Below are 14,582 nucleotides of genomic sequence, written 5' to 3' on the forward strand. Positions count from 1 at the left end.
ATTCAGATGACTCCAGCGGGGGCGCCGTGATATCCGTTGGTACATGACTGATTTGACGCTGCGCTGTGTCAGCGACAGCGATGATTTCGATGCGTTCATGGCTACGTCGTACGGCGTGTTCCTGCAGGATCCGCAGCAGGACGAGATCGACCTGATGCGCGCCTTCACCGAGTACGACCGCATGTTCGGTTTTCACGACGGCACCCGTTGGGTTTCCACCGCAGGAGCTTTCGGGAATCAGGTGGTGCTGCCCGGCGGTGCGACCACGGCGGTGGCTGCCGTCACCGCCGTCACGGTGGCGCCCGGCCATCGACGCCGCGGCCTGCTCACCGCCATGATGCGCCACCAACTCGAGGACGTCCGAGCGCGCGGAACCGAGGCGCTGGCCATGCTGTACGCATCTGAGGCCACCATCTACGGGCGCTTCGGTTACGGCATGGCGGTGCCGGTGGCGGAGCTCTCCGGCAATGTGCGTGAACTCGGATTCCGCCCGGACGTCCAGCGGGGCGATGGCTCGGTGACGCACGTCGACGCCGAGACGTTGCTGACCAGCGGACCCGAGATTCATCAGCGCGCGCTGGCGCAGCGGCCTGGTCTGATGGAGCGGCCGGGTCCGTGGTGGGACAACTGAATCCATGACAACGAGGTGAGGCGCAAGGAGTTCGGCAAGCTTCGCTTCCTCCTGCACCACGAGGCAGACGGCACCGCAAGCGGATTCGCCATCTACCGGCCCAAGGTCAACTGGACGGACCGCGGCCAGCCCGACAGCGAAATCCAGATCCAGGAAGTGGTGGCCACCAATCCGCATGCCTACGCTGAGATTTGGCGTCATCTCCTGAATATCGATCTGGTCAGGACCGTCGAATACGACGGTGCCGCAGTCGATGAGCCGATCCTCAGCCTGGTGGCCGACCGGCGCGCGCTCGCCTGCCAGGTCAGGGACGGCGTCTACGTACGCCTGGTGGATCTGCCTCGGGCACTGGGTTTGCGCAGCTATGCCGCTGCGGTCGACGTGGTGCTGGACATCGCCGATGAGTTCTGTCCGTGGAACACCGGCCGGTGGCAGCTACGTGGTGGACCTGATGGAGCCGAATGCGAAAGCACCACGGCGCCGGCGGATATCGCCATGTCGGTACGTGATCTCGGCGCCGTATACCTCGGTGGGGTTGGCCTGCAGGCGCTGGCGAATGCAGGATCCGTTCGTGAGCTCACCCCGGGTTCGGTGCACTGCGCCGCTGTCGCATTCGGCTGGCCCATCGCTCCGGGTGTGCCCGACGATTTCTAGCGATTACGCGGTGCGCCTGGATACCAGGCGCACCGCGGGATCCACGGCGGCGAGTGCCTGCCGCAGCACATCGACCTCGTCAGCCCCGACCTGCGTGACGAAGTGGACCAGGGCCGCGTGCCGGTCGCTCTGCTCGGCAGCTTGTCCGAGCGCGTCGACCATGAGGCCGGCCACCAGCTGATCACGGCTGCGCGACGCGACGTAACGGTGCGCCCGATCATCGCGGAGTTGACGGACCACGCCCTTGCCGGCGAGTCTGCGCAGCACCGTCATGACGGTCGTGTACGCGAGTTTGCGTTCGGCGCAGATGGCGTGATGGACCTCGCGAACGGTCTGTGGCCCGTCCGCGTCCCAGAGGTGATCCATCACCTCGCGTTCCAGATTGCCCAAGTGCCTCAGCATGGCCATCGTCCGTCCCTCTCTGGCGCCCTTTGGGATCTAGTCGCACGGGAGGCCGCTGAGTTCCCGCGGATCCAGCACCTCTGGCGTTCGAACAAAGTTTCGAATACTCTGATGTGGTGGGTTGGCACAACGGTCCGCCGAGCTGGGCGGAGATGCAACGGGTGCTCGAGGGTAAACCTCGGGTGGCCGGTGCTTCCCCCGAGTCGCCGGCCGACGGCGGCGACAGCCCGGCGTGGTCGCGTAAGCGCGGTGACTATCGGCCGGTCAACCGCCCGGCGCGGCCGGGAACATCGGTGCCGTATGCCGAGCTGCATGCCCACTCCGCGTACAGCTTCCTCGACGGCGCCAGTACGCCGGAGGAGCTGGTGGAGGAGGCCGTCCGGCTGGATCTGCGGGCCATCGCGCTGACCGATCACGACGGGCTCTACGGTGTCGTGCGTTTCGCCGAGGCCGCCAAAGAACTCGACATGGCGACGGTTTTCGGCGCCGAACTGTCGCTCAGCAACACTCCACGCACCGAGTTGCCCGACCCGCCCGGTCCGCATCTGCTGGTCCTGGCCCGCGGGCCCGAGGGGTATCGGCGGCTGTCGCGGGAACTGGCCCGGGCGCATCTGGCCGGCGGCGAGAAGGGGGTGCTGAGTTATGACCTGGACACCCTCACCGAGGCTGCGGGCGGGCACTGGCAGATCCTCACCGGCTGCCGTAAAGGCCATGTGCGCCAGGCCTTGTCGTCAGGTGGCGTGGAAGCGGCGGACACGGCGCTGGCCGATCTGGTGGACCGGTTCGGCGCGGACCGGGTGACCATCGAACTGACCCACCACGGACATCCGCTCGACGACGAACGCAATGCGACGCTGGCGGAGCTGGCGCCGCGGTTCGGCATCGGCGTCGTCGCCACCACCGCCGCGCATTTCGCCGCGCCGTCGCGGGGAAAGCTGGCGATGGCGATGGGCGCCATCCGGGCCCGCAACTCGATGGATGAGGCCGAAGGCTGGCTGGCCCCGCTGGGCGGGTCGCACCTGCGGTCCGGGGCGGAGATGGCCCGGCTGTTCGCCCACCACCCGGGTGCGGTGACGAACGCTGCCGAACTGGGGGAGCAGTGTGCATTCGAATTGCGTTTGATCGCACCGAAATTGCCGCCGTTCGACGTGCCGGAAGGGCATACCGAGATCAGTTGGCTGCGTGAGCTGGTGGCGGAGGGGGCGGCCCGTCGCTACGGCTGGAAACCGGACGCGGACCGGGAGAAGGCGTACCGGCAGATCGAACACGAGCTCAAAATCATTGAGCAGCTGGAGTTTCCGGGCTATTTCCTGGTGGTGCACAGCATCACCGAGTTCTGCCGGAACAGTGACATCCTGTGTCAGGGCCGGGGGTCGGCCGCCAACTCGGCGGTCTGTTACGCACTGGGGATCACGAACGTCGACCCAGTGGCCAACGAGCTGCTGTTCGAACGGTTCCTGTCCCCGGCGCGCGACGGCCCGCCGGACATCGACATCGACATCGAATCGGACCTGCGCGAGAACGTCATCCAGTTCGTCTACCAGAAGTACGGCCGGGACTACGCCGCGCAGGTGGCCAATGTCATCACCTACCGCGGTCGTAGCGCGGTACGGGACATGGCTCGGGCCCTGGGGTTTTCACAGGGGCAGCAGGATGCCTGGAGCAAGCAGATCAGCCGGTGGAACGGACTGGCCGACTCGCCGGACGTCGAGGACATCCCCGCGGCGGTGGTCGACCTGGCGTTGCAGATCAGGAATCTGCCGCGGCACATGGGAATTCACTCCGGCGGCATGGTGATCTGCGACCGGCCGATCGCCGACGTCTGCCCGGTGGAGTGGGCGCGGATGGAGAACCGCAGTGTGCTGCAGTGGGACAAGGACGACTGTGCGGCAATAGGTTTGGTGAAGTTCGACCTGCTGGGGCTGGGCATGCTCTCGGCCCTGCACTACATGATCGACCTGGCCCGGGAGCACATGGGTATCGAGGTGGATCTGGCCAAGCTGGATCTGACCGAGCCGGCGGTGTACGAGATGCTGCAGCGCGCCGACTCGGTCGGGGTGTTCCAGGTCGAGTCCCGGGCCCAGATGGCCACGTTGCCGCGGCTGAAACCCAAGAAGTTCTATGACCTGGTGGTCGAGGTGGCACTGATCCGGCCCGGCCCGATCCAGGGCGGCTCGGTGCACCCGTACATCCGGCGGCACAACGGACTGGAGGACGCGACCTGCGAGCACAAGTCCATGGAAGCGGCACTGACCAGGACGCTCGGGGTGCCGCTGTTCCAGGAGCAGCTCATGCAGCTGGCTGTCGACTGTGCTGGGTTCACCCCGGCCGAGGCCGATCAGCTGCGGCGGGCCATGGGGTCCAAACGGTCCACCGAACGGATGCGGCAGCTGCGCGGACGGTTCTACGACGGCATGCGGGAACTGCACGGCATCACCGGGCCGACAGCCGAGCGGATCTACGAAAAGCTCGAAGCCTTCGCCAATTTCGGTTTTCCGGAGAGTCATGCGCTGAGTTTCGCGTCGCTGGTGTTCTCCTCGTCGTGGTTCAAGCTGCACCACCCCGCGGTGTTCTGTGCGGCATTGCTGCGGGCCCAGCCGATGGGCTTCTACTCGCCGCAGTCGCTGGTGGCCGATGCCCGCCGGCACGGGGTGCTGGTGCATGGGCCGGATGTGAACGCCAGCCTGGCGTACGCGACGTGCGAGAACCGCGGCACCGAGGTGCGGCTGGGACTGGGGACGGTCCGGCATATCGGGGATGAGTTGGCCCAGCGCATCGTCGACGAACGAAATGCCAACGGGCCGTTTACTTCTCTGCTCGACCTGACCGGGCGGGTGCAGCTGTCGGTACCCCAGGCCGAGGCGCTGGCGACGGCAGGCGCGCTGGGATGTTTCGGCATCACCAGGCGGGAGGGGTTGTGGGCGGCCGGAGCGGCGGCCGCCGAACGCCCCGACCGGTTACCTGGCGTCGGGTCGGCCGGCGGCGTACCGGCGCTGCCCGGCATGACGGAACTGGAACTGGCGGCCGCCGATGTGTGGGCCACGGGTATCTCGCCGGACAGCTACCCGACGCAGTTCCTGCGGGAAGGCCTCGACGCGCTGGACGTGGTGCCCGCGAACAAGCTGCTGGAGGTGCCCGACGGCACCCGCATCGTGGTGGCCGGCGCGGTGACGCACCGGCAACGTCCGGCCACCGCGCAGGGGGTGACGTTCATCAACCTGGAGGACGAGACCGGCATGGTCAACGTGCTGTGTGCACCGGGGGTGTGGTCCCGCCATCGCAAGCTGGCGCAGACCGCGCCGGCGCTGTTGGTGCGCGGCATCGTGCAGAACGCCAGTGGGGCGGTCACCGTGATCGCGGACCGGATGGGCCGGCTCGACCTGCGGGTGATGGCGAAATCCCGGGACTTCCGTTGAGGGAGATTCGGCAGGCCGGCGCTTTGGCGGTTGAGTGTGCGTCCTGGCTGAGAGGTACTCGTGCAACTCCGCCCAGGATGCAGGGTCAACTCGATTTCAGCGCTCAGAACCACTGACCCTGACCTGAGGGCACATCCCACTCGAACTAATGCGCCGTAGGTGCAAGGTCAACGCGGAATCCCAAGCGTCGACCGCATATCGACCGACCGAGATCACCCTGATGACGGGCTGACCACCAGACGAAGTGGGTAATTTTGCCAATTTCATTGACATAATTCCCGATTTGTAAAAAGCTGGATCTATGGCAGCGGCACGCTGTCGAGTAGTGTTACCGAGACCGCCGGTACCGCAAAATTGACCGCGAATCCGTGATCGACTCAGGAGAGCCAGTATGCCCGCACCGTCAGCGCAGGTTTTCGATCGTCTGCGTCAACTGGCCGCCATTGAGAACATCGACGCCCGGCCGACCCGCACCATCGACGAGGTCTTCACCGGTAAGCCACTGGCCACCATCCCGGTCGCGACCGCCGAAGATGCCGAGAAGGCGTTCGCCAAAGCGCGTGCCGCCCAGCGTGATTGGGTCAAGCGCCCGGTCGCCGAGCGGGCCGCGGTGATCGCGCGCTACCGCGACCTGGTTCTCGAGAACCGGGAATTCCTCATGGACCTGCTGCAGGCCGAAGCCGGCAAGGCGCGGTGGGCGGCCCAGGAAGAGATCATCGACCTGTTCGCCAACGCGGACTACTACGCCAAGGTCGCGGCCAAGCTGCTCAAGCCGCGCCGCGTCGCGCCGCTGCTTCCGGGCCTGAACCGGACCACCGTCGCCTACCAGCCCAAGGGTGTCGTCGGCGTCATCTCGCCGTGGAACTACCCGATGACGCTGACGGTCTCCGACGCCGTCCCCGCCCTGCTCGCGGGCAACGCCGTGGTGCTCAAGCCGGACAGCCAGACCCCGTACTGCGCGCTGGCCTGCGCCGAGCTGCTGTACGGCGCCGGTCTGCCGCGGGCGCTCTACGCCGTGGTCCCCGGACCGGGCTCGGTTGTCGGCACCGCGATCGCCGACAACTGCGACTACCTGATGTTCACCGGCTCCTCGGCCACCGGCAGCCACCTCGCCGAGCACGCCGGTCGTCGCCTCATCGGGTTCTCCGCCGAACTCGGCGGCAAGAACGCGATGATCGTCGCCCAGGGCGCCAACCTCGACAAGGTGGCCAAGGCCGCCACCCGGGCCTGCTTCTCGAACGCCGGCCAGCTCTGCATCTCGATCGAGCGCATCTACGTCGAACGCGACATCGCCGACGAGTTCACCCGCAAGTTCGGTGACCAGGTGCGCAAGATGCAGCTCGGCACCGCCTACGACTTCAGCGTGGACATGGGCAGCCTCATCTCCGAGGGCCAGCTCAAGACCGTCTCCGGTCACGTCGACGACGCGAAGGTCAAGGGCGCCAAGGTGATTGCCGGTGGCAACGCCCGCCCGGACATCGGCCCGCTGTTCTACGAGCCGACTGTCCTCACCGACGTCACCTCCGACATGGAGTGCGCCAACAACGAGACCTTCGGCCCGCTGGTGTCGATCTACCCGGTCGCCGACGTCGATGAGGCCATCGCCAAGGCCAACGACACCGAGTACGGGCTCAACGCCAGCGTGTGGGCCGCCTCCATCGAGGAGGGCGAGCAGATCGCGTCGCGCCTGCGGTCCGGCACGGTCAACGTCGACGAGGGTTACGCCCTGGCCTGGGGCAGCCTCGGCGCACCGATGGGCGGCATGGGCATCTCGGGTGTGGGCCGCCGGCACGGTGCCGAGGGTCTGCTGAAATACACCGAATCCCAGACCATTTCGACGTCCAAGGTGCTCAACCTCGACCCGCCGTTCGGCCTGTCGAAGTCGCTCTGGCAGAAGTCGCTGGTGCCGATCGTGCGCGCAGTGACGAAACTGCCCCGGCACTGACGGGCACCGAGCCCGCCGCCACCAGGGTGCCGGCGGGCCGGCGGTAATGTGCGGCTATGACGCTGAACCTCACCGCTGACGAAGTGCTGACCTCGACTCGATCGGTGCGTAAGCGACTCGACTTCGAGAAGCCCGTGCCGCGCGAGGTGATCATGGAGTGTCTCGATCTGGCGCTGCAGGCGCCGACCGGCTCCAACAACCAGGGCTGGCAGTTCGTCTTCGTCGAGGACGAGGCCAAGAAGAAGGCGCTGGCCGACATCTACCGCACCAACGCCACCCCGTACCTCGCGATGGACGCACCGCAGCGCGGCGACATGCGTGACGACCGGGCCGGCGCGGTGAAGAGCTCGGCGGAGTTCCTCAACGAGAACTTCGAGAAGGCGCCGGTGCTGATGATCCCGTGCCTGGAGGGCCGGCCCGACCGCGCCGAGGCCGGCATGCAGGCCTCGTACTGGGGCTCGCTGCTGCCGGCGGTCTGGAGCTTCATGCTCGCGCTGCGCTCGCGCGGACTGGGCTCCGCGTGGACGACACTGCACCTGCTCGGCGACGGTGAGCGGAAGGCGGCCGAGCTCCTGGGCATCCCGTTCGAGCGCTACACGCAGGGCGGACTGTTCCCCATCGCCTACACCAAGGGCACCGATTTCAAGAAGGCCCAGCGACTGCCGGCCGAGCAGCTCGCCCACTGGGACACCTGGTGAGCTGAGGCGTCGGCTCGGTCAGATGCCCTCGGCGAAGCCGAGCTGACGCCACGCCTCGTACACCGCGACGGCCGCGGCATTGGACAGGTTCAGCGACCGCCGGCCCGGGATCATCGGGATCCGGACCTGCTGGGTGATGTGCGGGTCGGCGAGGGTCTCGGGGTCCAGGCCGGTGGGCTCGGGGCCGAACATCAACACGTCGTTCCCCTGGTAGGCCACGTCGGCGAACGACGAATTCGCGTGCGCGGTAAAGGCGAACACCCGTGCCGGCAGGAGTGTCTGCCAGGCGGTCGGCAGATCGGGGTGCACCGTCACCGATGCCAGATCGTGGTAGTCCAGGCCCGCGCGACGCAGTTTCGGCTCGGACAGGTCGAAGCCGAGCGGCTCGACCAGATGCAGCTCGGCGCCTGTGGCGGCGACCATCCGGATCGCATTGCCGGTGTTCGGCGCGATCCGGGGTGAGTAGAACAGCACCTTCAGTGCCACCGTGGCGCCTCTCTGTCTGGGTCTAGGTGGGGCCGAAGTAGGTTACTGTGCTGCCGCTGAATCGGCGGCGCCATGGGGCACCTGGTTCAGATCCGCATGCGGTGACACCAGGGCGTCGAGTGCGGTCAGGCACAGGTCGACGGCGGCGTCACGAGAAAAGCTCTGCAGCTCAAGCCATTCCAATGCCACTTCGCGCACCAGCGCCAGCCATCCGGACAGCGCCACCGACACCAGATCGCGACCGGACCCCGCGAGGTCCAGGGCGTCCAGTGCGTGGTCGCGCAGCCGGGTGAGTTCGAAGGTGATCGGGCTGCGCACCGCGGGATCGGCGGCTATGGCGCTGCGATTGGCGATCATCATCAGCGTCAGGTTCTGCTCGTAGAACGTGAAGTGCGCGACGAGCGCACTGCGGATCTGGGCCCGCACGGTGTCGACGGCGGTGAAGTGCGAGTCGTGAGCCAGCTTCTCGTGCGCCCGCGCCCAGAGCGCCGCGAACAGTTCCTTCTTGCTGGGGAAGTAGTGGTAGATCAAAGCCCGCGAGATTCCGGCCTGCGCCGCGATGTCCTCCATCGCCACCTGCTCGAACGGCAGGACAGAGAATGCCGCCATCCCGAGATCGAGGATCTGGTCCCGACGTTGCTCGGGGGTCAGCCGGCTCCGTGCCATCTAGGCACTCTAAATCACCAATACCGCGCGCTTTTACCACACAACTGTGCAACACATAGGTCACGAACGCTGTTCGTTGGATGTGAAGCATGGAAACGGCTGCTCATCGCTGTCATACTGCGACAGATTGCCAGGCGGATTTCCCGTGCCCGAGTGGGCTGATAATCCGGCGGGGAACACCAATATGAACCAAGCGCCTGTAACTGTTTGCGGACCGATGGCCGGCGGGAAAGCCGAGCCGCGATGACTGCTGCGCAACAGTTTTCGGCAGCTGATCAGGTCACCCGCGCGCCTGCAAAACGCCCGTCGCGCTTCGCGCCGTCGAATTGGCCGGTCGCCTGGAAAGTTTTCGCCATCGCCTTTGTGCCTTTGGCGCTGGCCGGCACGTTCGGCGGAATGCGTATCTATTCGGGCTGGACGGACGCCGCGGATTTGCGCCGCGCGGCGGACCGCGCCGAAATGGTGCCTGCCATCGAGAACTACATGGCGACGTTCGACGCCGCGATACTGGCCACGTCCACCGGCGGAGACGCGCAGCAGGCGCTCAGCGCCTACGACGAGAGCAAACGGCGGCTGCAGCACCGGCTGACGGAGACCGATGTCGCCACCGACGTCGGTACCGGCGTCAAAACCCTGCTCGACGGCGGCCAGGGGCTGCTCAACAAGGTCGCGGCCAACAGCATCGGACTGCGTGAGCGCGTGACGTCGTACGCGCCGCTCCTGCTGACCGCCGAGGACACGATCACCGGTTCGGTACGCATCGACGACGAGAAGATCCGCGCCGAGACGCAGGGTCTGAGCCGGGCCGTCGGCGCCCGCGGTCAGATGATGATGCAGCAGCTGCTCGTCACCCTCGGCGGCGAACTGCCGGACAACGAACTGCGCAGCTCGATGACCACCCTGGCGGGCACGGAGCCGTCGACGTTGTTCGGCATGAGTGAAGTCCTGGGTGTCGGCTCGCCCGAAGCGCAGAAGCTGGCCCAGGAGATGGTCAAGCGGATGTCGATGATGTCCGACCCCAATGTGCCGCTCGTCAACAATCCCGACCTGAGCCAGTCGATCCAGACCACCAGCGGCATCGCCGGCAAGTTGCTCGACAGCGTGTCCGCGACCGTCGTCTCGGCGGTCGACGATCAGGCCACCGCCAAGCGCACCGAAGCCATCCGCGATTCGGCCATCGTCGGCGCCGTGATGGTGCTGGCCCTGCTCATCGTGTTGTACATGGCGCGGACGCTGATCCGGCCGCTGCGGCGACTGCGTACCAGCGCCCTCAAGGTCGCGCACGAAGACCTGGTCCGTGAGCTCGACGAGGTCCGGTCCGGCGCCGACGTCACCGTCCGCCCGCTGCCGGTGCAGAGCACCGAGGAGATCGGGCAGGTTGCGCACGCGGTCGACGAGCTGCACGAACAGGCCGTGCTGCTCGCCGGTGAGCAGGCCCGGCTCCAGCTTCAGGTCAGCGACATGTTCGAGACGCTGTCACGGCGCAGCCGGTCGTTGATCGACCAGCAGCTGACCGTCATCGATCAGTTGGAGCGTGACGAACAGGACCCGCAGCGGCTGGCCAAGCTGTTCCGGCTGGACCATCTGGCCGCGCGGATGCGGCGCAACGGCGCCAACCTGCTGGTGCTGGCCGGCACCAACGTGCCGCACGAACAGGGCGAGCCGGTGCCGGTGACCGCGGTGATCAATGCCGCGGCGTCCGAGGTCGAGGAGTACAAGCGAGTGGCCATCGTCGCCGCCCCCGACACCGAGATCCACGGTTCGGTCGCAGGCGATCTGGTGCACATGATGGCCGAGCTGCTCGACAACGCGCTGCGGTACTCGCCGCCGACGTCGGAGGTGCAGGTCTCCGCGGTGCACGCGCCCAACGGTGCCCTGGTGATCGAGGTCAGCGACGGCGGCCTGGGCATGACCGAAGCCGATCTGCGCATGGCCAACAGCCGTCTGCGCTCGGGCGGCGAGGTCAACACCTACACCGCGCGGCACATGGGCCTGTTCGTGGTCGGCCGGCTGGCCACTCAGCACGGCCTGGTCGTCCGGCTGCGCGACACCGTCGAAGGGGATCCCGACTCGGGCACCACCGCGGGCATCTACGTTCCCGTCGAGCTACAGGCCGGGCTGCCCGCCATCCCGGACTTCGGGACCTACTGGGACGGCTCATCGACCGCCGAGACAGGCGTGACAGAACTGCCGGGCCTCGGCCCCGACACCGGCGGGTTCGCGACCTTCGGCGCCGTGGCCCAGCCCGTCGCTCAGCCCCCGGCGCCGCCCGCTCCGTCGGTCGAGCCGGCGTACGTGGCGCCCCCGGCCCGTAACGGGTTCGGCGCCGGCCCCGCCGACGCGGGCGACCTCAGCGGCGTCAACCTGCCGCAGCGCAATCCCGGAGCCAGCGGCATCGCCGGCCGCACCGAGTCGCCCGTCGAGCGACCCGCACAAGCGCCGACCGACACGTCGTCGTTCTTCGCGGCCCGGGCCCAGACTCCGAACGCGACGCCCGAGCCGGTGCGTCCGGCGCGCGAGCCGGTCCGCCCCGCTGTCCAGCCCGCGCCGCCGGTCCGCCCCGCCCCGACGCCCCAGCCGAGCACCACCGCCGGAAGTGAGGACGCCATCTACCAGAAGATGCTCTCGGAATGGCTGATCGACGATCCCACGCAGTTGGCGAACAGCACCGACCTCGACTGGCAGACGGTGTGGGACCAGGGTTGGTCGGCGGCGGCCGCCGCACAGGACGCGGCGGTCGTCGAGCACACCGAGGCGGGCCTGCCGGTCCGTCAGCCCGGTGCCCGGCTGATCCCCGGTTCGCCCGACGAGGGCGTCCACCCCGAAACCACCGACGAGGGCGCACCGCGGCGGGATCCCGCCGCGGTGCGGGCCAGCATCAGCGGACACTTCGGCGGCGTGCACGCCGGTCGGTCGCAGTCCCGGGACACGGGAGGCCGGTGATGACGCGCACGACCCAGCGCGAGTCGCTGGACTGGCTGGTCACGAAATTCGCCGACGAGGTGTCCGGCGTGGCGCACGCCATCCTGGTGTCGGCCGACGGACTGCTGATGGCCGCGAGCTCGCGGATGCCCACCGAGCGGGCCGACCAGCTGGCCGCCGTCGCCTCCGGGCTGGCCAGTCTGGCCACCGGCGCCTCGCAGCTGTTCGACGGCGGGCACGTGCTGCAGTCCGTGGTCGAGATGGAGCACGGCTACCTGCTGCTGATGCGCGTCGGCGACGGTTCGAACCTCGCGACGCTGGCGACCCGGTCGTGCGACATCGGCCAGATCGGCTACGAGATGGCGATTCTCGTCGAACGCGTCGGGACCGTCGTGCAATCCGCCCGCAGGACCCGATAGGGGACAACCATGGAGCCGACATCTGACGCCTGGGAGTCCGCGTTCACCGCGGAGCAGCCCAGCCTGGTGCGGCCCTACACGCTGACCGCGGGCCGGACCACCACCGAGATCGAGCTGCCCATGGAAGCGCCGATCTACCCGCTGGCGGCCGCCCCGGCGTCGTACTGGCCCGGCAACGACGTGCGCGGCGAGATTCTCAAACTCGGTTCCACCCGGCCCTCGGTGGCCGAGGTCGCGGCAAAGTTAGCAATACCACTCGGTGTTGCGCGTGTGCTGATCGGCGACCTCGTCACGCAGGGTTATCTTCAAGTACACGCCACGCTCGGCACCACGGCGAGCATCGACGACCGGCGTGACTTGATCGGGAGGACACTGCGTGGCCTACGGGCACTCTGATCGGCACGCCCCCGCGTCGACGAAGATCGTCATCTCGGGTGGGTTCGGTGCCGGTAAGACGACGTTCGTCGGCGCGGTCTCCGAGATCATGCCGCTGCGCACCGAGGCCATCGTCACCAACGCCTCGGTCGGCGTCGACGCCCTCGCCGGCACCCCCGACAAGAACACCACCACGGTGGCCATGGACTTCGGCCGCATCACGCTGGCGGACGACCTGGTGCTCTACCTGTTCGGCACACCGGGGCAGCGCCGCTTCTGGTTCATGTGGGACGACTTGGTGCGCGGCGCCATCGGCGCGATCATCCTGGTCGACGTCCGCCGGCTGCAGGACAGCTTCGCCGCCGTCGACTTCTTCGAGGCGCGCGGTCTGCCGTTCATCATCGCCGTCAACGAATTCGACGGCGCGCCAAGGCATCCCGGCCATGCGGTCCGTAAGGCGCTGGCATTGGCCGACCACATTCCGGTAGTCACCGTCGACGCGCGGCAGCGGCAGTCGGCGCGCGACGCGCTCATCACCGTCACCGAATACGCGCTGACGCGGCTGGGCGCCCCGGCCTAACGGGCCAGGTCCCACTGACCATAGTCGGCAGCCAGGATGTCGTCCTCGTCGACGTGGATGTCGCCGATCATGGTGCCCGGATCGGACGCCGTCACGACCGTCGCCTGATACAGCACCGCCATCGGCGCGCGGGCGCCACCGGACCACGCCCGTGTCTGCCAGGCCCACCGATGTCCGGGCGTGGCGGAGCGGCCGATGACGCCGTCGTCGGCCGCCCAGGTGACCTGACGGGCGCCGCCGTAGATTCCGGTGCGCTGCACCCCGAGCACCGAATTGATGCCCTTGAACCATTGCAGCGCAACGTTTTTCCACGTGTCGGCGGAGATGTCCTCGTCGACGCTGAAGAAGATCGGCGCGGTGTCCGGGCCACCGGCTGCCCCATGCAGGCTCAGCGCGGTGCGGGCGTCGGCCACGCCGCCGTCGAAGCCGCGGGTGTAGTCCGACGGGCTGTTGACCCAGCCCGGTTTGCCGTACTGGTAGACGCTCACCACCTGCAGGCCCGCGGCCCGCAGCGCGTCGGTGTAGCCGCGGCTGACGGGCTTGAAGTCGAAGGTGGCGCCCGGCCGTAGTTCCGACACGTAGACGATGACACCGGTGTAGCCGGCGGCGACCACCTGGTCGACGGGCACCTGCAGATGTGTGAAGTCGATCAGTTTGCCGTTGCCGGCGGAGCCGACGGGTTTGCCGTTGTCGGCCAAGGCAATCGGGGTGCTCAGTGACGCGGCCAGTCCGGCTGCGGTCAGCGTGAGAAAACCACGTCTCGACAGGCGGTCAGCGGGGCGTGCCATGTCTGCCATGGGGGCTATCGTACGAACACGTGACGGTTCCCGACGAGCACTGGCAAGACACGGAATTCACCGGAGTCGTCTTTCGCGACGAATACGACGGTGACCTGAGCCGGCTGCGCACCGAGCGCGTCGTCTTCACCGACTGCGACTTCAGCGGCGTCGACCTCACCGAATCCGAGCATTCGGGCTCGGCGTTCCGCAACTGCACCTTCCGGCGGACAAGGCTGGCGCACAGCACGTTCCGGCACTGCACCTTGCTGGGGTCGACGTTCACCGAGTGCTCGATGCGGCCCATCACCATGGTCGAGGTCGACCTGCGGCTCGCGGTGCTGGCCGGTTGCGATCTCCGTGCGGTGGATCTGACCGACTGCCGGCTGTCCGAGGCCTCGCTCGTCGGCACCGACCTGCGCAAGGCCGTGCTACGCGCCGCCGATCTACGCGGCGCGCGGGTGCAGGACGCGAAGTTCGAACAGGCGGACCTCCGCGCGGCCCGCACCGATGCGACGTTCTGGACCACCGCCGGGTTGCGGGGCGCCCGCATCGACGTCGATCAGGCCATCGCCTACGCCGTCGCCCACGGCCTGGACCTGTCCAGCTAGC

12 protein-coding genes and 1 pseudogene are annotated in these 14,582 nt (G+C 67.7%); 9 read left to right on the forward strand and 4 right to left on the reverse strand.

What is annotated here, in order from left to right; all coding sequences use genetic code 11:
* Positions 1-43: 43 nt before the first annotated feature.
* Positions 44-1,285 (forward strand): annotated as a pseudogene (locus tag ACJH7A_RS18635) (GNAT family N-acetyltransferase).
* Positions 1,286-1,288: 3 nt separating this feature from the next.
* Here the strand turns inward: ACJH7A_RS18635 and ACJH7A_RS18640 are convergent.
* Positions 1,289-1,693, reverse strand: a complete 405-nt coding sequence (locus ACJH7A_RS18640) for a BlaI/MecI/CopY family transcriptional regulator (protein WP_061007032.1) — start codon at positions 1,691-1,693, stop codon at positions 1,289-1,291.
* 110 nt (positions 1,694-1,803) lie between these two features.
* On the opposite strand from ACJH7A_RS18640, the gene ACJH7A_RS18645 reads away from it, so the two are divergent.
* The 3 genes from ACJH7A_RS18645 to ACJH7A_RS18655 all read left to right on the forward strand — a co-directional run bounded on the left by ACJH7A_RS18645 (position 1,804) and on the right by ACJH7A_RS18655 (position 7,746).
* Positions 1,804-5,103 carry an error-prone DNA polymerase gene (locus tag ACJH7A_RS18645; RefSeq protein ID WP_267323818.1) on the forward strand — a complete coding sequence of 1,100 codons (3,300 nt, stop codon included), beginning with the start codon at positions 1,804-1,806 and terminating at the stop codon, positions 5,101-5,103.
* Between the two features lie 391 nt (positions 5,104-5,494).
* Positions 5,495-7,048 carry a succinic semialdehyde dehydrogenase gene (locus ACJH7A_RS18650; RefSeq protein WP_267323817.1) on the forward strand — a complete coding sequence of 518 codons (1,554 nt, stop codon included), beginning with the start codon at positions 5,495-5,497 and terminating at the stop codon, positions 7,046-7,048.
* Between the two features lie 56 nt (positions 7,049-7,104).
* On the forward strand, positions 7,105-7,746 hold the full coding sequence (locus ACJH7A_RS18655) for a nitroreductase family protein (protein ID WP_061007030.1): 642 nt from the start codon (positions 7,105-7,107) through the stop codon (positions 7,744-7,746).
* 18 nt (positions 7,747-7,764) lie between these two features.
* Here the strand turns inward: ACJH7A_RS18655 and ACJH7A_RS18660 are convergent, their stop codons facing one another.
* Positions 7,765-8,226: a tRNA (cytidine(34)-2'-O)-methyltransferase gene (locus ACJH7A_RS18660; RefSeq protein WP_133428149.1), complete on the reverse strand. Its 462-nt coding sequence runs from the start codon at positions 8,224-8,226 to the stop codon at positions 7,765-7,767.
* Positions 8,227-8,274: 48 nt separating this feature from the next.
* The gene (locus ACJH7A_RS18665; protein ID WP_061007029.1) at positions 8,275-8,898 is read right to left on the reverse strand and encodes a TetR/AcrR family transcriptional regulator; all 624 of its coding nucleotides are present in this window, start codon (positions 8,896-8,898) and stop codon (positions 8,275-8,277) included.
* A 243-nt stretch (positions 8,899-9,141) separates the two neighbouring features.
* Between ACJH7A_RS18665 and ACJH7A_RS18670 the strand changes: the two genes are divergently transcribed.
* Genes ACJH7A_RS18670 through ACJH7A_RS18685 form a run of 4 tightly spaced genes read left to right on the forward strand, consistent with a single transcriptional unit; the run spans position 9,142 to position 13,194 of the window.
* Positions 9,142-11,841 carry an ATP-binding protein gene (locus ACJH7A_RS18670; RefSeq protein ID WP_406802514.1) on the forward strand — a complete coding sequence of 900 codons (2,700 nt, stop codon included), beginning with the start codon at positions 9,142-9,144 and terminating at the stop codon, positions 11,839-11,841.
* Positions 11,841-12,239, forward strand: a complete 399-nt coding sequence (locus ACJH7A_RS18675) for a roadblock/LC7 domain-containing protein (RefSeq protein WP_061001428.1) — start codon at positions 11,841-11,843, stop codon at positions 12,237-12,239. The genes ACJH7A_RS18670 and ACJH7A_RS18675 overlap by 1 nt, the downstream gene beginning before the upstream one ends.
* Before the next feature lie 9 nt (positions 12,240-12,248).
* A complete protein-coding gene (locus tag ACJH7A_RS18680; protein ID WP_061001427.1) occupies positions 12,249-12,635 on the forward strand; it encodes a DUF742 domain-containing protein in 387 nt (128 codons plus the stop codon).
* Complete coding sequence (locus ACJH7A_RS18685; protein ID WP_061001426.1) at positions 12,616-13,194, forward strand: ATP/GTP-binding protein; 579 nt, start codon at positions 12,616-12,618, stop codon at positions 13,192-13,194. Before ACJH7A_RS18680 ends, ACJH7A_RS18685 begins: the two co-directional genes overlap by 20 nt.
* Here the strand turns inward: ACJH7A_RS18685 and ACJH7A_RS18690 are convergent.
* Entirely contained in the window at positions 13,191-13,991 is an 801-nt protein-coding gene (locus tag ACJH7A_RS18690; protein ID WP_212806724.1) for a DUF1906 domain-containing protein, read from the reverse strand. The two genes, ACJH7A_RS18685 and ACJH7A_RS18690, sit on opposite strands and share 4 nt — an antisense overlap.
* 20 nt (positions 13,992-14,011) lie before the next feature.
* On the opposite strand from ACJH7A_RS18690, the gene ACJH7A_RS18695 reads away from it, so the two are divergent.
* Entirely contained in the window at positions 14,012-14,581 is a 570-nt protein-coding gene (locus ACJH7A_RS18695; RefSeq protein ID WP_212806723.1) for a pentapeptide repeat-containing protein, read from the forward strand.
* The last annotated feature ends 1 nt before the right edge of the window (position 14,582 follow it).

It is taken from the genome of Mycobacterium sp. SMC-17, from assembly GCF_045310915.1.
In the GTDB taxonomy this organism is placed as follows: domain Bacteria; phylum Actinomycetota; class Actinomycetes; order Mycobacteriales; family Mycobacteriaceae; genus Mycobacterium.